The organism is Flavobacterium sp. FG19 (assembly GCF_057809475.1).
This window is the reverse complement of the sequence record NZ_JBMDKA010000009.1, coordinates 57,230-82,725: the sequence shown is the minus strand read 5'-3', so window position 1 is coordinate 82,725 and position 25,496 is coordinate 57,230. Positions and strand designations below refer to the sequence as shown.

The window sequence follows — 25,496 nt, the reverse complement described above, 5'->3', positions numbered from 1 at the left end:
GTACTTTGTATGGAAAATATTTTTAATCGCAACCAACCTTTTCCAAAAAACAATCCTCTATACTAGAAAACCGATTTATGAAAAATATATTATTTGTATTCTTATTTCTTTCTGCAACAATTTTTGCACAGCAAAATGATAAAAAATGGAGCAAAATTATTGCTCTTGAAAAAGAAGGAAAAATTAAATCTGCCAGCGAAATTGTGACTGACATTTACAAAAACGCAAAAGCCAGGAAAGACGAAGAACAAATAATAAAATGCTTTTTCTATCAATCAAAATACATGCAAATTCTTGAAGAAGATGCACAAACTAAAATTATAAGAAACCTAAAATCAACAATAAATCAGGTCTCGATTCCGTCGAAAGCAATCCTGAATATGGTTTATGCCAAATGCCTGAATGCTTATTTTACTAAAAACAGCTATCAAATCAGACAGCGAACAAACCTTGAAATAGTTGATGCTGACTTCCTGACGTGGACAGAAAAGAATTTCAACAATCAAATAAATACCGCACTAAAAGAAACATTGCAAAATGAAAATTTGCTAAAGAACACACCACTGAGCAAATACGAATCTATATTTGATTATACATCACCAGAAAAGTTCAAAACTGAAAATTTGTATACTTATGTTTTGAACGAAAACATCACTTTTTATACTCAAAAATTACATGCCTGGGAATTTTCGAACAGTGTTTTTATACCTTATAAAAAAGATTTCTTTGGAGATTCTGCTGCATTTACAAAATTGAATTTAGATTTTGTAAAAAATGAAAATCTTCATTTGGTTATTTCGTTATATCAAAAAAAAGAAAGCAATAATCCGACCACAGAAGATGAATTCGAGCGTTTTATTTTTTGCAGAAATTTCTTATTTCAGGCCGATGAAGATTATTTAACTGCACTTAACAAACTTCAAAAAAAAGCCAGCGGCAAAATATTGATTCAAAAAATTCAATTAGAAAAAACAGAATATCTTATTCCATTTGCATCAAAATACCTTCACCCTGATTTCAATAGTAAAGCCCTTGCCGTTTTAGATAGTATTATACAAATCAACAATAGATCAAATGCACAAAAACAAGCTTTACAAAAGAAACAAAGGCTGCTTTCAAAATCACTGACGGTTCATCTTGAAAAATATGTTTACAATGAGGAAAACACACGTGCTTTTATTCGATACAAAAATGTAGAAAACTTAAAAATTTCATTTTATAAAATCAATCAAAAACAAGTTGCTAACTTTATTTGGCCCCGATATTCAAAAGACGGTGTCGCCGAGGAAATCGTAAGAAACAAACAGCCAGAAATTACAAAAACGTACACGCTAAAAAACAAAAATGACTGTTTTGAATATTCTACAGAAGTATTACTCCCAAATTTAAAAACGGGATCCTATCTTGTTTATTTTGAAACTGAAAAAGGCACAACAGGCGAAAAAGCAACTGCATATGAAACGCTGACGGCAACCAATTTTACAATAGCATTTTCGCAAAAAAACCGAATTGAAAACTATCAGATTTTAGATCGAAGATATGGAAATCCTCTTAAAAATGTAAAAGTCAGTTCGCCAAGATTTACCTCCATGACGGACAAAAATGGCAAAGTTACTTATCAAAGAACAACGAATAGCCCAGATTACGAAACGCTACAAGTTTCATCTGAAAAAGACACTATCACGATTCTTAACAACTATATTTCGCGTGATCGCTTTTATCAGTCCAACATTCCGGAAAACTTAATCGCTAAAGTTGAATTTTATTTAGACCGCGCAATTTATCGTCCTGGTCAGACTGTCTATTTTAAAGGAATTGCATTTCAAAAAAGCAATGACAAAACAGCTGTGACTCCCAATACAGCTTTCCGAATTTTAATTCAGGATCCCAACTATACTAATGTAAAAGAGTTCAATGTCACAACAAATGAATTTGGCTCTTTTTCCGGAGAATTTACTTTGCCAAAAACTGGATTGACAGGCAATTACATCATTACTGCACAAAAACCTGCCGATTTTGATAAAGAAAATGAGAAATATCCGTTTTGGAAAAAGGCAGACTTCAACTATTCTCAAAGCAATTTTAGAGTTGAAGAATACAAACGCCCAAAATTTGAGGTTACGTTTGATCCTAAAAAAGAAACTTTTCAAATCAATCAATTAGTAAAGGTAAAAGGTCAGGCAAAAGCTTTTGCCGGAAGCAATCTTTCAGATGCCGCAGTAAACTATACTGTTACCCGTTATACCAGTTATATCAATAATTATTTTGGCCAGGAAGATGAAGAAGAAATTACCGAAGGCGAAATAAAAACAGATGCTTCCGGCAAATTTACAATTGAGTTTCCAGCATTGCCTGATGAAGATACAGAGAAAAAAGAATTACCCATTTTCAGTTACGAAATTGAAGTTTCGGTTACTGATATTAATGGCGAAACACATGATGCTAAAACAACTGTAAAAGTGGGTTATCATGATTTGGTTTTAGAAGCGGGAATGCCAAATAAAATTGAGACTAAAGACAAAAACGACGTTTTCCTTAGAAGTACTAACCTCAATGGTCAATTTAAAGCAGTAAAAGGCGAAGTGAAAATCTATTATGTTCGTCCGTTTTTAAATAAATTCAAACCTAGAAGTTCAGAAAAACCAGAAATTGAAATCATTTCAGATCAGGATTTTGAAAAATTATTTCCATTTGAAATTACCGGGAAAGAATTTTTAAATGAACCGAAAGAAATCTTAGTCTATTCAAAAAAAGTTGATACAGAAAAAGACAAAAAACTTCTTCTTGATTTTATCTCAAATTACAAATCTGGAAGCTATAAACTTGTTTTTAGTGCAAATGACAGCTTTGGCAATCTAATTGAAGCAAAATCAAATTTTGATCTGACACAAAGCAAAGACAAGTGTAACACCAGCAAATTGTTTACCGCACAGCAAATTAACGAAGACCCAAAAAAAGATGGTTTTGTCGAGTTTAAACTAACTTCACCAATCTCAGAATTATATATTAATACAAAAGGAAATTATAAAAACGAGGTGTTTTTTGAAGAAACACATCACCTTCAAAACAACCAGGTGGTTGTTAAAATTCCATTCAAACCAGAATTTGAAAAAATCCTGAATATTACTTTCCAAAGTGTTTTTGAAAATGACGTTTTTAGTGACGAAATAAGCGTTACGCTAAAAACGAAAATTCCGAAATTAGAATGGAAAGCAGAAAGTTTTAGAAGCAAAATAGAACCTGGAAGCAATGAAAATTGGTCTTTTCAGTTAAAAACAGAAAACACTAAAAAAGAGGCCGAAGTTTTAGCCTCGATGTATGACAGTTCCTTAGATAAATTCACAATTAGAAATTGGTCTACACTGGAATTATATGAATACAATAGTAATTCAGGAAACAGAAACACGATACTAGGTTTTGGCAAAATATACAAAACAATCGAAAATCTAAACAGTTACCTTCCAAAAATAGAGTTTTCAACCGAGTCGACTAATTTAATTTGGTTTGGTTTTGATTTTAATAATCCAAATGCCGTTTATCAGCAAATCCAATATTTAAAACAACTCACCAAAAAAGTGAGAAAGCCGGCAAGCGCAAAACTGATTTCGGGAATTATTACAGACCCTAACGGATTAGAACTTCCCGGAGTTTCAATAACGGTAAAAGGCACTCAAAGAAACACAACTTCAGATTTTGACGGTTATTATGAAATCGAAGCTGCTGCCGGCGAAGAACTGGTTTTCTCCTATATTGGCACAAAAGCAATTTCAGTTAAAGTAAGCGACGCTAAAGTTATAGATCAAATTTTAGAAGACGATTCTAGTCAGCTAAAAGAAGTCGTTGTTGTTGGTTATGGTACTCAAAAGAAGCAATCTGTAACTGGTTCTATAACAAAAATAGAGGAAATGGAAGTCAGCAATGATAGCTCATTTAATATAAAAGCAACAGTTTCTGGGCGTGTTGCCGGAGTACAAGTTGTTTCAGCCGACGAAAATAATCCTGAATACTATTTCCGAACCAATAAAGTAAAGTTTATTCCCGGTCAAAAAATTACAAGTGGCTTAACATCAATGGTAATAAAAAGTGGAACATTGTATATTATTGATGGCGAAATTTCGTCTGAAGAAAATTTCAAAAAAATAAATCCGGAAGAGCTGCTTGACATCGACTTTTTAGACCAAGACAAAGCGGTAAAACTTTATGGAAGCAAAGGCTCAGAAGGCGCAGTACTTATTACAACCAAAAAATCTTTGGAAGCGTTAACTCAGGTAAAAGCACGAAAAAACCTTTCTGAAACCGCTTTTTTTCTGCCTCATTTAAAAACAGACGATAAAGGGAATATAAGTTTCAATTTTACTTCGCCGGAAGCATTGACAGCCTGGAAACTTCGCTTATTAGCACATAATAAAGATGCCGTTTCCGGTTATTTAGAAAAAAGCATTATTACGCAGAAAGAATTGATGGTTTTGCCAAATTTCCCAAGATTCTTCAGAGAAAAAGATACTATTGTAATCAGTGCTAAAATTTCGAATGTTACCGACGAAACAAAAACCGGAATCGCAAGTCTGCAATTTTTCGACGCCGCAACTATGCAGCCAATCGATGCCAAAATGTTAAATGCACAAAATATCAAAAACTTTACAATTCCACCTTTTGGAAACACAACCGCAAATTGGACCATTACCATTCCGGAAGGTCTGCAAGGTGTTCAATACAAAATCGTAGCAAAAGCAGGCAATTTCTCTGATGGAGAAGAAAACATTATTCCTGTCCTGACGAATAATATGCTGGTTACCGAAAGTATTCCGCTTTGGGTTCGCGAAAATTCAACCAAAGAATACACTTTTGAAAACTTAAAAAACAACAATTCAACAACTTTAAGAAATCATCAGTTTACCTTAGAATATACATCAAACCCAACATGGATTGCGATTCAGTCGCTTCCTTATTTAATGGAATATGAACACGAATGCGCCGAACAGACTTTCGCCAGATTTTATGCCAATGCCTTAGCATCCGAAATTATTTCGAGCAATCCTAAAATTGCTTCGATTTTTGAAACTTGGAGAAAAAACGAAAAACTGCATTCAAAACTAGAAGAAAACGAAGAATTAAAATCAATTATTCTCGCTGAAACACCTTGGCTGAACGACGCTCAAAATGAAGATGAAAAGAAGAAAAACCTGGCGCTTTTGTTTGATTTAGAAAAAATGAAAACCTCTCAGGAAGCTACTTTCGAAAAACTAAAAAAGAAACAAAAAGCATCTGGCGGATTTGCATGGTTTGACGGCTACGAAGAAAACGAATATATTACTAGACATATTCTTGCTGGTCTTGGGCATTTGTACAAACTGAGCCAATCTAAAGATATTCGAGAAAAAACAGATCAAATTGCAAAAACTGGAATTACATTTTTAGACAACAAATTTCTAGAATATTACAGAAGCAGAACCCAAAACTTAAGCCCAACAGATAAATTAATCTGGATAAATCCGTATTCTGACTTGCATTATTTGTATACCAGAAGTTTTTATTTAGAGAAATATCCTTTGTCTGATGAATTGAAAAAGGCTTCAAAATTATACTTAGAAACGGCTAAAAGAGATTGGCTCCAATATTCTATTTACGAAAAAGGTTTAGCCGCTTTGACTCTAAATCGTTTTGGAGAAAAAGAAACAGCCAAAACAATTCTGGAAAGTCTAAAAGAAACGGCATCAAACAACGAAGACTGGGGAATGTACTGGATTGCCAACAAAGCGGGCTGGTATTGGTATCAGGCTCCAATAGAAACCCAGGCTTTATTAATTGAGGCTTTCGCCGAAGTGACAAACGATACCAAATCGGTTGATGCCATGAAAGTCTGGTTATTAAAAAACAAACAAACCAAAAACTGGCCCACAACAAAATCTACAACCGAAGCTATTTATGCCTTATTAATGCAGGGGACCGACTGGCTTTCGGTAAAAGACAATACAGTTCTCAAATTGGGAGATGAAAAAATCATGACCAAAAAATTAGCAGAAAATGAAAAAGAAGCCGAAACAGGTTACATCAAACTAAACTGGAAAGCAGATGAAGTCAAAAAAGAAATGGCTTCGATCAAAATCGAAAACAAATCTAAAGTTCCGGGTTTTGGAGGTGTTTATTGGCAATACTTTGAAGATTTGGATAAAATCAAAAATAATTCAGGCGCAGTTTTGTCTGTTTCAAAAGAATTATATTTAAAGAAAAACACCTCGAAAGGTGAAGAATTACAAAAAATCACAACCAAGAATTCTTTACAAATAGGCGATTTAGTAACTGTTCGTTTAATTATCATTTCGAAAGAAGATACAGAATATGTTCATTTAAAAGATATGCGTGCTTCTTGTTTTGAACCTGTAAACGTTCTTTCAGAATATCAGTATAGAGATCGATTAGGATATTATATGAGCACAAAAGACGCGGCTACACATTTCTTTTTCAACCAAATAAACAAAGGGACTTATGTTTTAGAATATGATATAAGAGTAAACAACATTGGTGAATTCTCAAACGGAATAACCACAATCCAAAGTATGTACGCTCCGGAATTTGCGAGTCATACAAAAGGAATTCGGGTGAAAGTGAATTAGAATTCCCAATTTTTATCCCGAAGCCCCAGGACCAAATTCCAAAAAAAAATCCGCTACTAATTCATTAATTTTTATTTTCAAAGATTGTCAAAAAATAGTTCGTGAATTCGTGGCGGAAAAAAAATCCCCCCTAACAGCATCTTATCATTTCAAAAATCAAGGAAATAAAAATACTATTTACTTTTAATTAGTAATTTGTACGAAATTTATTTTTAATTAAAACCAACCTTTACGCCACTAAAACACTATCTGATATAAAAAGCTATTTTATGAAAAAGATTTTACTGTTATTTTTATTGATTTCGACCACCGTTTTCGCACAGCAGTTTGACAAAGAATGGGAAAAAGTCATGGCACTTGAAAACGTTGGCAAAATTAAATCTGCCAATAGAGCCGTAAATCGCATTTACAAAAAAGCAGTAATTCAAAAGGATGAAGTACAAATGATAAAATGCTTTTTTCATACCTCAAAATACCTTTATACTTTAGACGAAAATGCTAAAACCAAAACTTTAACCAATCTAAAAAGGGATATAAACCGAGTTTCTGTTCCGTCAAAAGCACTTTTAAATCTGGTTTATGCGAAATTCTTGATTCATTACCGCGATTATGGCGATACCGAAATAATGGCAGATAGTGCCGCTGCAGTGGTAGATTACGAAACTACTTCAGTAGACACGACTGCTTCTGCTTTAGATACGTCGACAGAAGATTCAGACTCTACAGAAGTTGATTTTTATTCAGAAGATGCAATTACGGAACTTTATAAAAAAACGCTGGAAAATGCTTCTATTCTAAAAAATACGCCTTTAAGCAATTATGAAACCTTATTTTACTTTCATAAAAATTCAAAGTTTAAAAATCAGAGTCTGTTTGACTATTTATTAGATGAAAATATTGCTCATTTTTCCTCTAAAATAGAACGATGGAACATTTCAGAAAATGAACTTGTCCCTTACACTGAAGAGTTTTTTGGAGATTCTGAAACTTTTACAAAACTTAATCTCGATTTTATAACTGAAACAAATCTAAAAAACACTCTTTTATTATATCAGCAGAAAGAAATTAATGATGCTTCTTTGGAAAATCAGTTTGAACGAGCTAAATTCTGTCAGCAAACATTTTTAAACTTAGATGATCGTTTCGATACTTACCTTGACCTGATTGAAAAGAAAACCGAAGAAAAACCGCTTATTCAGAAAATTAAATTGGAACAGGTTTCAATCCTTGTGAAAAAGGCATCCAAAACAACTTATCGGGAAAACAACATTAAAGCACTCAATCTGATTGATGAAATTGTAAAAATCAATGAAAACTCCTATCCTGCCAGCGATGCTTTGGAAAAAAAAGCAGAGATTCTCTCCAAATCATTATCATTAGAACTTGAAGAATATATTTATCCAAATAAAAATACCAGGGCCCTAATACATTACCAAAATGTAGAACGTTTCAAAATCTCTTTCTTTAAAATTAATCTCGCGGAATTAAAGGAATTTAAAGGAGGCGAAAGACAAGACAGCTTATTTAAATTAATTACGACCAAAAGAACTCCTGTTGTTTCGCAAAATTATAATCTCCCAAACAAAAAAGACTATTTTACTTATACAACAGAAGTTTTACTTCCAAAACTAACTCTTGGACATTATTTGATTTATGTAGAAAGCGATTCAGATTCAAAAGATAATAAAGCCAATGGAGGCGATATCATTTCTGTTTCGAATTTCATGGCGCTTGCTTCCAGACAAAATAGTACAGAAAGTTATCAGGTTCTCGACCGAAAAACTGGCAAACCTATAGAAAAAACTATTGTAAAACTTAAAGATGATACAGTTGAGACAAATGCAAAAGGTATTGCAGCTTTTAAATACGTTCAAAGTGATTATGATTATTCATTTGTTGAATTTTCAAAAGACGGCGACACATTAATGATCCGGAGAGATCATTACATGCAACATGTATTTGAATATAATCCTGACAACAGAACAGATGGCAAAATAGAATTTTATTTAGACCGTGCTATTTACAGACCTGGTCAAACTGTTTATTTTAAAGGTATTGCTTTTCAGAAAAACAAAAACAAGAGTAGTGTTGTGCCCAATGCAAGGTTTGAAATCTCTGTTTATGACGCCAATAATCAAGTCATAAAAAAAATGGACGTTACTGCCAACGAGTTTGGTTCGTTTTCGGGAGAATTTATACTTCCCAAAAATGGGCTGACTGGAAATTTCAGTATTTCCGCGCAAAAAGTTCACATTTCTTCAAACGAAGAGTCCAAACTCCTGCCATGGTATAAGGTAGATTTTTATAACCCGAGAACTTCTTTTAGAGTAGAGGAATACAAACGTCCAAAATTTGAGGTTACTTTTGAACCTAAAAAAGAGTCTTTTAAACTCAATCAGATAGTTAAAATTAAAGGAAATGCAAAGGCATTTGCCGGAAGCTCCATTTCTGATGCTGTAGTAAAATACAATGTAACCCGATATACCAGTTATTATCGAAATTATTATGGTCACGAAGAGAAAGAAACTCTTGCTGTTGGAGAAACAAAAACAGATGCCTCAGGAAAATTTTCAATTGACTTTACGGCTCTTCCTTCAAAAAACAATAGAAAAGAGGAACTGCCGGTTTTCAATTATCAAATAGAAGCAACGGTTACAGACTTAAACGGAGAAACACATAATACGCAGACAATTGTAAAAGTTGGTTATCATGATTTGATTCTTAATGCTTCTGTTCCTCAAAACATTGAAACTAAAGATAAAAACGAAATAACATTATCGAGCACGAATCTCAACGGAGAATTTTTAGCGGCGAAAGGCGAAGTCAAATTGTATTTCGTACGTGCGTTTCCTAATAAATTTAAACGCAGAATTTTTGAACAGCCGGAAATAAAAGGTATTTCAGATGAAGATTTTGAAAAACTATTTCCTCATGAAATCAATAAAGAGGAAGACGAGAGTAAAATCGCAGAAATTTTAGTATTCTCCAAAAAGATAGACACACAAAAAGACAAAAAAATTGTCTTAGATTTCATTTCCAACTATAAGTCGGGGACTTATAAAATGGTCTTTTCTGCCAAAGACAGTTTCAATAATCCTATCGAAACTTCGTCTATATTTCAAATTAAACAAAGTGCCGAAAAATTTTATGCTGGCAGTTTGCTAACAGTAAAAAAAGTCAATGATGACCCAAGGAAAGATGGTTTTATACTCGTAAAAGTTACTTCTCCTGCATCAGATCTTTATATTGTTACAAACAGCTACTATCAAAGTCGCATTTTCTTTGAAGATATTTTTCATTTAGAAAATAATGAAACTGTGATCAAAATTCCGTTAAAGGATGAATTTGAAAACCAAATAAAATTAGGTTTTCAAAGTGTTTATGAAAATTCCAGTTACACACAGACACTTGATGTAGTACTTAAAGATCCAGACGCAAAATTAGAATGGACCGTTGAAAGTTTTAGAAGTAAAATAGAGCCGGGAAGTCCGCAAAACTGGTCATTTAAATTAAATGGTGTTAATACAAAAACCGAAGCCGAGGTTTTAGCTTCTATGTATGACAGTTCTTTAGACCAATTCAGCATCAAAAATTGGCAGAACCTGAATATTTACCGGGACACTTACAGCAGCATTAATTTTAAAACTGATTTAGGTTTAGCCAAAACCCATATGGAAGTAAATAATCTAAATGAATATGTTGGCCCAAGTTATTTTGAGGATGAAGAAACACAATTAAACTGGTTTGGCTTTAATTTCAATAATAGTTATTTTGGCGATCTTGGTATGACTATAGTAGAAATTAAAGACAAAAAAGTAGGAGCCGTAACTATTAAAGGTGATCCTGATGCGGTTCTCACTGTTGATGAACCTGTGGGTCGCGGGCCAGTGAATTCGATAGTTCAAGAAGATAGTGCTCCAAACTATATGAAAGCAGACCAAGTCCGTTTTGTTAAACCAGTACTTTATAAAAAAAGTGATTCATCGAATACTCCTGAATATTATTTTCAAACCGATAAAATAAAATTTATTCCGGGCAAAAAAATCGTAAGCGGTCTAACCTCAATGGTCGTAAATACATCGACATTATATATTATTGATGGAGAAATCTCATCAGAAAGCGATTTCAACAAAATAAATTCTGAAGATATTTTATCTATAGATTTCTTAACTGCTGATCAAGCAAAACCTCTATATGGAAGTAAAGGAGCAAACGGTATCATTATTATCACCACAAAAAAAGCAATGGAACTGTTAACACAGGTAAAAACCAGAAAAAACCTTTCTGAAACGGCATTCTTTTTTCCACATTTAAAAACAGATTCTACTGGAAATATAAGTTTCAATTTTACATCACCTGAAGCTTTAACGGCTTGGAAACTTCGTTTACAGGCACATAACAAAGAGGCGGTTTCTGGTTATTTAGAGAAAACCATTATTACTCAAAGGGAATTAATGGTTTTACCGAATTTCCCTAGATTCTTTAGAGAAAAAGATGCAATTGTAATCAGTGCCAAAATCTCGAATCTTACCGCTGAAGCAAAAACCGGAATCGCTAGTTTACAGTTTTTTGACGCTGTGACTATGGAACCAATTGATACCAAAATGCTGAACGCAAAAAACATCAAGAACTTTACAATTCCAGCTTACGGAAATACAACGGCAGACTGGACCATTACAATTCCAGAAGGTTTACAAGGTGTTCAATATAAAATCGTAGCAAAAGCAGGTAATTTTTCGGATGGAGAAGAAAATATTATTCCTGTTTTGACCAATAATATGCTGGTAACTGAAAGTATTCCGATTTGGGTTCGTGAGAATTCAACTAAAGAATATACGTTTGAGAATTTAAAAAACAGTACATCTACATCATTAAAAAATCATCAGTTTACACTAGAATATACTTCTAACCCAACCTGGCTTGCGATTCAGTCAATTCCTTATTTAATGGAATATGAACATGAATGTGCTGAACAGACTTTTGCACGTTATTATGCCAATGCTTTGGCTAGGGAAATCATTGCAAGCAATCCGAAAATTGCCAGCATTTTTGAAGAATGGAGAAAGAATCAAAAACCAAATTCGAAACTGGACGATAATGAAGAATTAAAATCACTCATTTTGGCTGAAACGCCATGGCTTAATGATTCGCAAAACGAAAACGAAAAGAAAAGAAATCTCGCGCTTTTATTCGATTTAGAAAAAATGAAAATGTCTGAGCAGGCCGCTTTTCAGAAATTAAAACAAAAACAGCTGCCTTCTGGTGCTTTTTCATGGTTTGGAGGAAACTACGCAAATGAATACATCACGAGACATATTCTGGCAGGTCTCGGACATTTGGAAAAGCTTCAAAAAAACAACAATACAACGCAATTAGAGCAGATTACAGCTACCGCTATTCCGTTTATTGATTCTAAATTTTTAGAGTACTATAAAAGCACCACCAAAAATCTAAAAAAGAGCGATAAATTAATTTGGTCCATTCCCTATTCTGACCTGCATTATCTTTATACCAGAAGTTTTTACTTAGAGAAATATCCTTTATCTGATACTTTGAAAAAAGCCTCAAAACTATATCTGGAAACAGCTAAAAAAAGCTGGTTAAACTATTCTCTTTACGAGAAAGGACTTGCGGCCTTGACACTAAGCCGTTTTGGAGAAAAAGCAACAGCCAAAACAATTCTGGAAAGTCTGAAAGAAACTTCATCAAACAACGAAGACTGGGGAATGTACTGGATTGCCAACAAATCAGGATGGTATTGGTATCAGGCTCCAATAGAAACTCAGGCTTTATTGATTGAGGCTTTCGCCGAAGTGACAAACGACACCAAATCGGTGGATGCGATGAAAGTCTGGTTATTAAAAAACAAACAAACCAAAAACTGGCCCACAACAAAATCGACAACTGAAGCCATTTATGCTTTATTAATGCAGGGAACAGACTGGCTTTCGGTAAAAGACAATACAGTCATCAAGTTGGGAGATGAAAAAATCATGACCAAAAAATTATCCGAAAATGAAAAAGAAGCCGAAACAGGCTACATCAAACTAAACTGGAAAGCAGAGGAAGTGAAAAAAGAAATGGCTTCGATCAAAATCGAAAACAAATCTAAAGTTCCAGCTTTTGGTGGTGTTTATTGGCAATACTTTGAAGATTTGGACAAAATCAAAAACAATTCAGGTGCTGTTTTATCCGTTTCGAAAGAATTATATCTAAAGAAAAGCACTCTCAAAGGAAATCAATTAGAAAAAATCACAGCAAAAAATCCATTAAAAATTGGAGATTTGGTTACGGTTCGACTTATCATCACCTCAAGAGAAGATACCGAGTATGTTCATTTAAAAGATATGAGAGCTTCTTGTTTTGAACCTGTCAATGTCCTTTCTGAATATCAATATAAAAATGGATTAGGTTATTACATGAGTACAAAAGATGCAGCCACACATTTGTTCTTTGACCAAATCAAAAAAGGAACTTATGTTTTAGAATATGATATTCGGGTAAATAACAGTGGTGAATTCTCCAACGGAATTACGACAATCCAAAGTATGTATGCACCAGAATTTGCAAGTCATACAAAAGGAATTCGGGTGAAAGTGAATTAACTCAAATTCCAAATTTTAAATTGCTTCGCCAGTTCACTAACGCTCGTGTCCAAATTCCAAGGAAATGCGATAAAAAAAACCTAACAGCTTTAATTCTGTTAGGTTTTGAATTTTTATTTTACATCGAACCATATAATCCCAATAATTTCATTTTTTTGAGAAATTGGAATTTGGGATTATAAATTGGAATTTAAAATCAGATTATTTAGCAATCGTCAATTCGTCGATGATGTTTTTCGCTCCGGCGTATTTATCGATAAGCCAAAGTACATAGCGGATATCTACGTTGATTGTTCTTTGTAAATTAGAATCAAAAATAACGTCACCAGCCATTGCTTCGATGTTTCCGTCAAAAGCAATTCCGATTAATTCTCCTTTTCCGTTAAGAACCGGTGAACCAGAATTACCTCCAGTAATATCGTTATCTGTCAAGAAGTTTACTGGCATATATCCTGCTTTATCAGCATATTGTCCAAAATCTTTTTTCTTGTTTAATTCTAAAAGACGAGCTGGCAAGTCAAATTCCTGATCTCCTGCTTTGTATTTTTTCACCATACTTTCCATTGTAGTATAGTTGTTGATTTTTGCATCATTACGAGGATCTGCAGGTAAAGCACGAACTTTTCCGTAAGTCAGTCTCAAAGTAGAGTTTGCATCCGGATATTTAATCGCATTTAATTTAGATTCTCTTAAACCTTCAACCAATTTACGGAAAGCCGTTGCAAATCCATCATCCGCTTTTGCCTGATCGTCAGTTTTAGAACGGTACTTCGTCAACAAATCATTAGAAATAATATACAGCGGATCGTATGTAAGTGCCACTGGTTTCGGATCTGCCATAAAGGCTTGTATTTTTTCTTTTGTAGTAAAATAACTCTGTTCTGCTGCTTTGGCAACATCGGCAGTAAAGTCACCATTATTGACTTTCTTCATTTTTGCTACTTCCGGAGCAAGTCCGTACTCATCAGCTTTAGAAGCGTATAAATTCAATTGTGCCGTTAAAATATCTTTTTCTAACGGAGCATAAAAGTCTCCATAAATACTTTCAATCATAGCATTTATTTTAGGAAGCATTTCTGCTTTCTTCGCATCATTTTCTTTGTAGTAAGCAATTAATGCATTTCCTAAATTAGCAGGACCTGTAGCATAGCTGGAAGTACGCAAAAGCTGCGTCAAATAATTATCGTGACGTGCTTTTAAGTTTGTTTCTCTGTAGTAATCGTTGATCGTCGGAATTACATTCTCGTACTTTTCTTTATTAGCAGGTTTGCTTGCCCATTCATAAAATTTATCTTCTTGTTCCGCCTTAGTATCAACCGTTCCTGCTTTTGTTAAAGCATCGATCATACCCTGACGGTTTTTCCAGTAGTTTGCAGTCGAAGCATATTTAGAAGCGTACTGTAAACGAACAGTGGCATCTTTATCCATATACTTTTTCATTACATCCATTCCGGTTTTTGCACCTTCAACCCAGGCAGGATAAGCATATTTAATGTTTTGCTCGATTCCTCCGGCTGGCATCCAGCGGTTTGTTCTTCCTGGATAACCTAAGATCATGGCAAAATCATTTTCTTTTACACCTTTTAAACTAACTGGTAAATAATGTTTTGGTTTTAAAGGCACATTGTCTTTTGAGTAAGCCGCAGGATTTCCGTCTTTATCTGCATACACTCTAAACATAGAGAAATCTCCCGTTTGACGAGGCCATTCCCAGTTGTCTGTATCGCCGCCAAATTTACCAACGCTTTCTGGTGGTGTTCCCACTAGACGAACGTCTGTGTAATCCTGGTAAACAAAATAGTAATATTCATTTCCCTGAAAGAAAGGACGAACAGAAACCGTATACTTTCCGTTTTCGCTGTTTTCTTTTTCGATCAGACTGATTTCCTGCTGAATCGCTTTGTTTCTTTCCGTCTCCGTCATTTGATCGTTTACTTTAGATAAGATTCTTTTGGAAACATCATCCATACGAACGAAGAAACGAACAAACAAAGACTTTGGTTTCAATTCTTCAGAACGGCTTTTGGCCCAAAAACCATCTTTTAAATGATTCTGTTCTGCAGTTGAAAGTTCTGCAATCGCACCGTATCCACAGTGGTGATTGGTCAATACCAAACCAGTATTGGAAACGATTTCAGCAGTACATCCGCCATTGAATTGTACAATCGCATCTTTTAAACTGTGATTGTTGATACTGTAAATTTCTTCGGCTGTCAATTGCAAGCCCATTTTTTCCATATCTCTATGGTTCAATCTTTCGATAAACATCAAAAACCACATTCCTTCATCGGCTCTCATAGGGAAAGTCATAAGGCACATGGTCAAGAATAAAATTACTTTTTTCATGTTATTTTGTTTAAGTGATGCGAATATAGCGCATATTTATAATTATTCCACTCCAAACAAATCTAAAATTGCATATGTTTTCGCTTTTTTAGTCTTTTACTAAGAATTTAACACAAAAGCAGGACACAAATGAAACAGATTCGCTATCGCGAAGACGCCGATTTGAACAGATTTTTTTTAATCCGTGTTTATCCACGACTTTACGAAGTAAATCCGTTTCATACGCGTTCTTACTGTCATTATGTATCACATGCAAAAAAGGATATTCTGTTTTCCAGAATATCCTTTTTTAAAATTGTATAAAAATCTAATTTACTCGTTAAGCATTTTCCAAAGCCTGTCTTTCAAATCGGTCAAACCTTGTTGCGCCACAGACGAAATAAACATATAAGGAACCTCTTTGAAAGTCACATCTAATTCTGCTTTCAATTCTGCTTTAAGTTCGTCATCCAGCATATCGCATTTCGAAATCACTACCAGACGTTCTTTGTCCAGCATTTCAGGATTGTATTTTGTTAATTCGTTAACCAAAATGTCATATTCTGCTCTAATATCCGGTGCATCAACCGGAACTAAAAACAGCAGCGTTGAGTTACGTTCAATATGACGCAGGAAATAATGTCCTAAACCTTTTCCTTCTGCAGCGCCTTCAATAATTCCGGGAATATCAGCAATTACAAAAGATTGAAAATCTCTGTAGGCTACGATTCCTAAATTTGGTTTTAAAGTCGTAAAAGGATAATCGGCAATTTTTGGTTTTGCTGAAGTTAAAACAGATAATAAAGTAGATTTTCCTGCATTTGGGAAACCAACTAAACCAACATCTGCCAAAACTTTCAATTCTAAAATCACATCCATTTCGATTCCCAGTAAACCTGGCTGTGCATAACGAGGCGTTTGGTTGGTTGAACTTCTAAAATGCCAGTTTCCTAAACCTCCCTTTCCTCCTTTTGCAAGAATCTTTTTTTCGCCGTCTTCCGTAATTTCAAAAAGTGTTTCACCGGTTTCTTTGTCTTTTACAACAGTTCCCAGCGGCACTTCGATGATCTTGTCTTCTCCGTCTGCACCTGTACTTCGGTCAGAACCTCCGTCTCCACCGTGCCCCGCTTTAACGTGACGTGCAAATTTTAAATGAAATAATGTCCAGAGTCCTTTATTCCCAACTAAATACACATGTCCGCCTCGACCTCCATCTCCTCCGTCGGGACCACCTTTTTCAATAAATTTCTCTCTATGTAAATGCGTAGATCCTTTCCCTCCTTTTCCGGAAGAAACATATATCTTAACGTAATCTACAAAATTTCCTTCTGTCATTGTTTTTGTTTATGTAAAAGTTTCAGGTTTCAAGTTTCAGATTTCAGGTTATGCGTTACGCAACTTGAAACTTGAAACCTGAAACTTGAAACAAAATTCTCTTTACTCTTTAAGCGCTCTTACAAGCACTTTATCAATCTTAACTCCGTCCATGTCAATTACTTCAAGGACGAATTTCTGCCAGACTAATTTTTCTCCTTCTTTTGGAATATGAGAAAGCTCCGTCATGATCATTCCGCTAACGGTGTTTACTTCGTAATCGTTGGTTAATTCGTCTAACTCGAAATACGTTAAGAAATCGTGTAACGAATAATGTCCGTCTACCAGCCACGAACCATCTTCTCTTTCTATAAGCTGGAATTCATCTTTGTAAAATTCTGCAGCATCTCCAACTAAAGCTTCTAAAATGTCATTTAAAGTAATCAAACCCTGAAAAACACCATATTCATCTGAAACCAGAGCATAATGAACACCTGTCTTTTTGAAATTTTCTAAAGCCTTATACGCCGTCGTTTGTTCCATCAAATAAGGCGCTTCAGACATAATAGCGGCTAAATCAAAATTATCTTTCTCAATATTTGCGAAGATATTTTTAAGCGTTACTACACCAACAATATCATCATAATTATCATTATAAACAGGATAAACTGCATGAAGATCCTGAACTACCAGTTCCTTAATCTTCTCTTTGTCCGCTTTTAATGGCAGCATATCAACCGACTTGCGGTGCGTCATTAAAGAATTAACTTTTCTATCTCCAATATGGAAAACACGCTCCACAATATCTTGCTCAATTTCCTGAACTTCTCCAACTTCGGTTCCTTCTTTAATGATGGCTTTAATTTCTTCTTCGGTCACTTTTCCGTCAGCGGTTGGTTTGATCTGTAAAACATTCAGCAGGAAATCTGTTGAAGAAGTTAACAGCCAGATAAAAGGCGCGGTAATAATCGAAATGACTTTCATTGGCATGGCTACCATTTTAGCAATAGCTTCCGGATAATTTAATCCAATACGTTTTGGAAGCAATTCTCCTAAAACCAATGAGAAGAATGTTAAAATGACAACCACAATTCCAACTGCGATGGAATGTGCGTAAGGTTTTAAAACTGCAAAGCCTGACACAAAAACCTCAACATCGGCAGTGATTTTATCTCCGGAATAAATACCGGTCAAAATCCCAATTAAGGTAATTCCGATTTGAACGGTAGATAAAAATTTGTTTGGAGAGTTGGCTAAATCGAGTGCCGTTTTGGCACTTTTGTTTCCTTTTTTCGCTGATGTTTCAAGCCTGTTCTTTCGGGCCGAAATCAAAGCGATTTCAGACATGGAGAAAACTCCGTTTAGTAGAATTAGAAAAAATATAATTAGTATTTCCAATTGATAGGGGATTCGTTATAAAATAGTCTCGTTATTGTAATTCGTAATCGTAATCTAAATAGCCCAGATGGAAGTGAAGAGCCCGGAGCTAAAAAAACTAATTTTTCCTGCCAGAAAACAGCGACCGGAGGAAGCTCGTTTTATGGTTTGGAAAAATAGTTTTTTTAGCGAGGACTAGTAACGTACAGCTGGAAAAAGCTTCTACAAATTATCTATAACTGACGTTAAGCGCTCTGTAATATCTTTTATTTCTCCGATACCGTTTACAGCGTGAAATTTATTCTGTGCTTTATAGTAATCGATTAACGGAGCTGTTTTTTCATTGTATTCCTGATATCTCACACGAATTTTTTCTTCGTCCTGGTCATCTGCTCTTCCGCTTGTTTTTCCTCTTTCTAATAGACGTGCTACTAAAATTTCGTCATCAGCTTCTAAAGCGATTGTTGCTGTTACGCTGGAACCAATTGTTGGCAAAAATTTATCTAAAGCTTCTGCCTGATTGATTGTTCTTGGGTAACCGTCGAACAAAAATCCTGCTGTATCAGGGTGTTTTTTTACCTCATCGATTAACATTGCAGTTGTTACTTCACATGGAACTAATTCTCCATTGTCCATAAAAACTCTTGCTTGTTTTCCTAGTTCAGTATCATTTTTTAAATTGAAACGAAAAATATCTCCTGTTGAAAGGTGTGTTAAATTGTATTTTTCTTTTAAAAATTCTGCCTGAGTTCCTTTTCCTGCACCAGGCTTTCCAAATAAAACGATGTTAATCATAATTGAAATGAGTGTTGTTACTTCTGTCTTTCAGAAGTTTTAAAATGAATATTTAGTTGTGTTTTGTTATTCTGCTAATTTGTAAACTTCGGTCAAGTTTCGTCCTAAACCATCGTAGTCTAAACCGTAACCCACAATAAATTTATTTGGAATACGAATTCCGATGTAATCTATTTTGATGTCTTTTTTATATGCTTCCGGTTTAAAGAACAATGTTGCAATTTTAAAATGCTTTACATTTTGCGCTTTAAACAAATGCTTCAATTCTTCGATTGTGTTTCCGGTATCGATAATATCTTCGATGATAATTACGGTTCTTCCAGACAAATCCTGATTGATTCCGATTAATTCTTTAACCGAATTTGTTGTTTCAGTTCCTTCATACGATGCCATTTTGATAAATGAAACTTCGCATGGTTTTTTATATTTTTTTAGAAAATCTGATACGACCATAAAGGCACCATTTAAAACTCCAATAAAAATTGGTGTATCATCTCCAAAATCGTCTTCCACCTGAGCCACTAATTTGGTTAAAGCAAAATCAATTTCTTTAGCCGAAATAAACGGAACAAATTGTTTATCGTGAAGTTGTATCATTATTTTTCTTTTTAAAATAATGGACAAAGATACAGAATTAGAACTTAACAGCTTATATCAAAATAGACTGTACCCCCATTATTTTTTACGAATGTTAAATATCAGTTAATATTTACAAACCAGTCTTTTAGTCTATTTTAAATTTCAGTAAATTGTTATGATATAATTATTTAACTCCAAAAAACCAATGAAAAAATCGTTACTCCTGTTCTCAATTCCGTTATTAGCTTTAATGACTTCCTGCAACGGACAAGTAAAAAAAGAAGAAAAAGAAGCACTTGCCAAACAACCGGGAAATATTGTAAAAACGGCTATTGGAGACATTACGCTTCCTCCTCCCTATGCAACCGAATCAAAAACAAAGAACAGTAAAGTCATAGGCTGGCCGGAAGGCAAAACACCAAAAGCACCGGAAGGTTTTACGGTAACCAAATTTGCTGACGGATTTAGTAATCCACGTTGGTCTTATATAGGACCAAACAATGATATTTTTGTTGTGGAAAGCGGTACCAGAACAAGCAAAAACCAAATTATAGTTTTGCGTGACAAGGATAAAGACGGAGAATATGAAACCCGAGAAGTTTTTATTTCTGGTTTAAACAGACCTTTGGGAATGCTCATTCTTAAAGACTTTTTTTATATTGCCAATACCGACGGACTTTACCGTTATCCTTATAAAAATGCTCCTTTAAAATTAGAAACTCAGGGAACTAAAATCATAGAACTTCCTGCGGGCGGATATAACAATCACTGGACAAGAAGTTTACTTGCCAATCCTGAAGGAACAAAAATTTATATTGGTGTTGGTTCAGGAAGCAATGTTGGAGAAAACGGAATGGATAAAGAAATTCGCCGTGCTGCAATTTTAGAAATCAACCCTGACGGAACCGGTGAAAAAATTTATGCTGAAGGACTTAGAAATCCTATGGGAATGGATTGGAATCCTGCCGACAAAAAAGAACTTTGGACAGCGGTAAACGAAAGAGATGAACTAGGCGATGATTTGGTTCCGGATTATATTACGAGTGTAAAAAGAGGCGGGTTTTATGGATGGCCTTATTCGTATTTTGGAAGTATTCCTGACCCAAGATGGAAAGGAAAAGGCGAACGAAAAGATTTGATAGAAAGAGCTATTGTTCCCGATGTTCCGGTTGGCGCTCACACTGCTTCTTTGGGATTGGCTTTTTACACTAAAGATGCTTTTCCAGCAAAATACAAAAATGGCGCTTTCGTAGGTCAACATGGTTCCTGGAACCGATCTGTAATTTCAGGTTACAAAGTTTTATTTGTTCCTTTTAAAGATGGAAAACCTTCGGGTAAACCAGAAGATTTTTTAACTGGTTTTATTTCTGACAATGATAAAGCGGAAGTTTATGGACGTCCGGTTGCGGTTACTGTTATGAATGATGGATCGCTTTTGGTAAATGATGACAGCGGAAATACTATTTGGAAAGTTACTGCTAAATAAAATTCCAAATTTTTAAATTCCAAATTCCAATTCTCTTAGATACTGGAACGAAGCTATAAAAGTTTTTAAACACATAGAGACATAGATTTTTGTTTTAAAAAGATGTTACTAAGAAAACTCGTTTTCACACATAGCTTTTCTATGTGGCTTTTGATAAGTAAAACGCCTTTTTTGCCTCAATCAATGACTATGTTTCTATGTGTTAAAAATAAATCCCAATATTAATCTGTTCAGATAAAATTCCAAATCCCAGGAATTGACACATAAAATATATGTTTTTAAAAAAATACGGCTTTCTAATTATTGTGTTTTCGATTTTACAAAACTTAACTGCACAAGAAAAAGAAGTCCAAAATATTGATTCTACCAAAACTCAAAGATTAAACGAAGTTTTAATAAGTCCGCTTTATATTAATCGGGATTTACAAAATAGTCCTGCTTCGATTGGCGTTTTATCTGAAAAAGAATTACTTCGAAATAATACCACAGACATAAGTAATGTCATTAATACAATTCCAGGTGTTTTTATGCAATCGTCGAATATTACGACAACCCGAATTTCGATTCGCGGAATTGGCGCCAGAACTCCGTATGGAACTAATAAAATCAGAGCTTTTTATGGAAATATCCCGCTGACTTCTGGAAACAGCGAAACCGTAATTGACGATATTGATCTTCAAAACATCAATCAAGTTGAAGTAATCAAAGGTCCGCTTTCAAGTATTTACGGTGCTGGTTTGGGTGGAGCAATTTTGATTTCTCCTGAAACATTTAATAAATCCAAGTATCAGACTGAAATCAGTTCTGTTTTTGGCTCTTTTGGATTATTGAAAAACAGAGTTGGTTTTAATTGGAATGAAAAAAGCGCTTCTTTAAATCTGAGTTATCACAATTTAAAAACCGACGGCTGGCGCGAAAACAGCGCTTACGATCGGGAAGGAATTACGCTCGGCGGAGAATTGTTCCGAAAGAAAAACAGCAAGCTGACGTACTTTTCTAATTACACTTATTTAAAAGCATACATTCCAAGTTCAATCAACAAAAACACTTTCGAAAATAATCCACAAGCGGGCGCGCCGACTTGGGTGGCTTCAAAAGGTTTTAAAGAATACAAATCGACTTTGGCAGGATTGGCTTATGATTTTAAATTAAACGATCATCTTCAAAATTCGACTTCTGTTTTTATCAATTATAAAGACAGCAACGAACCGCGTCCTTTTGATATTTTTCGTCAATATACTTTTGCCTCAGGTGTGAGAACACAGTTTTCAGGAGATTTTAATATCGGAAAAATCAAAAATCAATTTATTGCCGGACTGGAATATTTCAGAGATAATTACAGCGGAAATACTTTTCAGAATTTATATCTGCAGAATAATGGGAACGGAAGTTTACAAGGAAATCAACTTACAGCAACCAATCAAAAAAGAGATTTTTACAATATTTTTTCGCAAGTCAGAACTTTGCTTTCGGAACATTTTGAGATTCAGGCGGGTTTGAATTACAACAAAACCAAATTTGAATTGCAGAATGATTTTCCTGCTTATGCGAATAATCCGAAGGAAAAATATAGTTATGACGGGATTTTTTCGCCACAGCTTTCTTTTTTATTTAAGCCGAATGAAGTTCGAACCTTTTACTTTTCTCTAAGCCGTGGATTTTCTCTTCCTGCAACCGAAGAAACTTTAACGGCAACAGGAAACATCAATTCTGACATTAAACCCGAAACAGGTTATAATTTTGAATTGGGCGGAAAACTGCATTTTTTCAATAAAAAACTCTATACCCAAATTGCTATTTACCGAATGGAAATTAAAGATTTATTGGTTGCCAAAAGAATCGGAGACGATCAATACGAAGGCGTCAATGCCGGCAAAACTTTTCATGAAGGAATTGAGATTTCCTTAAATCATAATTGGCCGATTAATCGAATTTTTACTTTAAACTCTTATGTCGGAACTTCTATCGGAAATTATGAATTCAAAGAATTTGTCGATAACGGAAATGATTATTCTGGAAACAAATTAACAGGAGTTCCAGCCAATACCGCAAGCGCTGGTTTTACTTTAAACCTGAATTCCGGATTTTACTTTTCTGCCGATTTCCAGTTTACCGATAAAATCCCAATGAACGATTCTAATGCCGATTATTCCGATTCTTATTCACTTCTGAATTTAAAAGCCGGTTATCAATTTGAAATTCTATCGGGTTTAAAAGCTCACTTTGACGCAGGAATCAATAATGTCATGAACGAAAAATACGCTTCCATGATTTTGACCAATGCCACCGCCGTTGGGAATGCTCAACCAAGATTTTATTATCCAGGCTTACCTATAAACTACTACGGAATTATCGCATTAAATTATGTATTTTAGCATAGCTTTTTAATACTTAAATGAATGTTGTCTGAACTGCAAAAGAAACTGGATTATGTCAATGCTTATAGAGAAAATCGTCTCAAAACGGCACAGGACGTTTTAGAAAACCCTTCACTTTTTAGTGAATTGGTATCGATTTGCTTTTCGCCCGAAGACAAAAACAATCATAAAGCCTGTTGGATTTTAGAATTTGTTTCGTACGAAGAATTGCACTGGCTCCAGCCTCATCTTGATTTTTTCTGTTCGAATCTGAAAGTTTTAAAAGACGAAAGTTCTATGCGTCCGATTGCAAAAGTGGTTCAGCTTTTAGTAAAATCACATTACAAGAAAAACGAAAACGGGATTCAGCTTTCTGAAGAAAATCTACAAGACTGTATAGAAGCATCTTTCGACTGGCTGATTAACGATACCAAAGTCGCCACAAAAGCTTATTCCATCAGAACCTTATATGTTCTAGGAAACTATTACGATTGGATACATCCCGAACTAAAAGTAATTATTGATAAAGATTTCGGAGACCATTCACCCGCTTACAAAGCCGTCGCCAAAGAAGTTTTGAAGAAAATAAAATAGCTTTTTTGTTAGCCACGAATTCACGAATTATTTTTTCGCCACAGATTAAAAGGATTAAAATGATTTTTTAATTACTTCAAAAAATAATCTGTGGAAATCTGTGAAATCTGTGGCAAAATATTTTAAGCCAAAAATTGATTTCTATAAATTTAAAATTCGTGAATTCGTGGCTATAAAAACTAAATTTTGGCTAAAAAAAGATTAAAAAGTATCTTTGCAAAAACACAACTCAAAATGAATTATTTTTCTTCTGATTTTAAATTAGGAATATTAGGCGGCGGACAATTAGGCAAAATGCTTTTGTTCGACACCCGAAAATTTGACATACAAACTTACGTTCTGGATCCAAGCGACGAAGCGCCGAGTAAAATTGCCTGCAACAAGTTTTTTCAAGGCGATTTAATGGATTATGATACCGTTTACAACTTCGGAAAACAAGTCGATGTTTTGACCTTCGAAATCGAATTGGTAAACCTTGAAGCTTTAACGCAACTGGAAAACGAAGGTTTAAAAATATATCCTTCTCCAAAAACCTTAAAAGGAATTCAGAATAAAGGCGTTCAAAAAGAATTTTACGCTAAAAACAATATCCCAACTGCACCATTCGAAAGATTTGAAAATTTAGAAAATCTAAAATCTAAAATCAACGATCTAAAATTACCATTCGTCTGGAAATGCACCGAGTTTGGTTACGACGGAAACGGCGTAAAAGTAATTCGCCAGATTTCTGACATGGATGATTTACCAAACGTAGAATGCATTGCCGAAACTATGGTTCCGTTCAAAAATGAATTGGCGGTAATTGTAGTAAGAAATCCATCAGGAGAAATTAAAACCTATCCGGTTGTAGAAATGGAATTTCATCCGGAAGCAAACCAGGTTGAATACGTAATCTGCCCGGCAAGAATCGACGATAAAGTAGCCGAAAAAGCCAGAGCGATTGCTTTGCAGGTTTCAGAAAACTTCAATCACGTTGGACTTTTAGCAGTTGAAATGTTCCAGACTCAGGACGACGAAATTTTGGTAAACGAAGTTGCACCTCGCCCACACAATTCTGGACATTATTCTATCGAAGCAAGTTATACTTCACAATTCGAAAACCATTTACGTGCCATTTTAGATCTTCCGTTAGGAAACACAGATAGCAAAGTGGCCGGAATTATGGTCAATTTAGTTGGTGCCGAAGGTCATTCCGGAAATGTAGTTTATGAAAACATCGAAACGATTTTAGGATGGAATGGCGTTACCCCACATATTTACGGAAAAAAACAAACGCGTCCTTTCAGAAAAATGGGTCACGTTACGATCGTAAATGAAGATATGGCTGAGGCGAGAAGAATTGCACAGGAAGTGAAGAACACTATTAGAGTGATCAGTGGTCAGTAAATTTTAGTATTCAGTCGCAGTTTTCAGTAACAGTTCACAACTTAAAACAAAATAAACGGTTTTC

General features: G+C 34.6%; 11 protein-coding genes. 6 read left to right on the top strand and 5 right to left on the bottom strand.

Going from position 1 to position 25,496, the window contains the following annotated elements; genetic code table 11:
• The first annotated feature begins 77 nt into the window (after nt 1-77).
• Together ACODST_RS11035 and ACODST_RS11030 are read left to right on the top strand one after the other, a co-directional pair.
• Nucleotides 78-6,614 carry an alpha-2-macroglobulin family protein gene (locus tag ACODST_RS11035; protein WP_488932174.1) on the top strand — a complete coding sequence of 2,179 codons (6,537 nt, stop codon included), beginning with the start codon at nt 78-80 and terminating at the stop codon, nt 6,612-6,614.
• A 269-nt stretch (nt 6,615-6,883) separates the two neighbouring features.
• Nucleotides 6,884-13,219 (top strand): alpha-2-macroglobulin family protein, encoded by a 6,336-nt coding sequence (locus ACODST_RS11030; protein WP_488932173.1) that lies wholly within the window; start codon nt 6,884-6,886, stop codon nt 13,217-13,219.
• Between the two features lie 201 nt (nt 13,220-13,420).
• On the opposite strand, the gene ACODST_RS11025 is transcribed toward ACODST_RS11030, so the two are convergent.
• From ACODST_RS11025 to hpt, 5 genes are all read right to left on the bottom strand, one after another.
• Nucleotides 13,421-15,565 (bottom strand): S46 family peptidase, encoded by a 2,145-nt coding sequence (locus ACODST_RS11025; RefSeq protein WP_488932172.1) that lies wholly within the window; start codon nt 15,563-15,565, stop codon nt 13,421-13,423.
• A 312-nt stretch (nt 15,566-15,877) separates the two neighbouring features.
• Nucleotides 15,878-16,879 (bottom strand): GTPase ObgE, encoded by a 1,002-nt coding sequence (gene obgE, locus ACODST_RS11020; RefSeq protein ID WP_488932171.1) that lies wholly within the window; start codon nt 16,877-16,879, stop codon nt 15,878-15,880.
• Between the two features lie 102 nt (nt 16,880-16,981).
• Nucleotides 16,982-18,256, bottom strand: a complete 1,275-nt coding sequence (locus ACODST_RS11015) for a hemolysin family protein (RefSeq protein ID WP_488932170.1) — start codon at nt 18,254-18,256, stop codon at nt 16,982-16,984.
• Nucleotides 18,257-18,457: 201 nt separating this feature from the next.
• Entirely contained in the window at nt 18,458-19,030 is a 573-nt protein-coding gene (locus ACODST_RS11010) for an adenylate kinase (protein WP_488932169.1), read from the bottom strand.
• A 66-nt stretch (nt 19,031-19,096) separates the two neighbouring features.
• Nucleotides 19,097-19,627 carry a hypoxanthine phosphoribosyltransferase gene (hpt, locus tag ACODST_RS11005; protein ID WP_488932168.1) on the bottom strand — a complete coding sequence of 177 codons (531 nt, stop codon included), beginning with the start codon at nt 19,625-19,627 and terminating at the stop codon, nt 19,097-19,099.
• Between the two features lie 187 nt (nt 19,628-19,814).
• Between hpt and ACODST_RS11000 the strand changes: the two genes are divergently transcribed.
• The 4 genes from ACODST_RS11000 (at nt 19,815) to ACODST_RS10985 (ending at nt 25,432) form a co-directional block, all read left to right on the top strand.
• Entirely contained in the window at nt 19,815-21,095 is a 1,281-nt protein-coding gene (locus tag ACODST_RS11000) for a PQQ-dependent sugar dehydrogenase (protein WP_488932167.1), read from the top strand.
• A 272-nt stretch (nt 21,096-21,367) separates the two neighbouring features.
• Complete coding sequence (locus ACODST_RS10995) at nt 21,368-23,470, top strand: TonB-dependent receptor (RefSeq protein ID WP_488932166.1); 2,103 nt, start codon at nt 21,368-21,370, stop codon at nt 23,468-23,470.
• A gap of 24 nt (nt 23,471-23,494) precedes the next feature.
• On the top strand, nt 23,495-24,046 hold the full coding sequence (locus ACODST_RS10990) for a hypothetical protein (RefSeq protein WP_488932165.1): 552 nt from the start codon (nt 23,495-23,497) through the stop codon (nt 24,044-24,046).
• Nucleotides 24,047-24,280: 234 nt separating this feature from the next.
• The gene (locus ACODST_RS10985; protein WP_488932164.1) at nt 24,281-25,432 is read left to right on the top strand and encodes a 5-(carboxyamino)imidazole ribonucleotide synthase; all 1,152 of its coding nucleotides are present in this window, start codon (nt 24,281-24,283) and stop codon (nt 25,430-25,432) included.
• Nucleotides 25,433-25,496 lie beyond the last annotated feature (64 nt).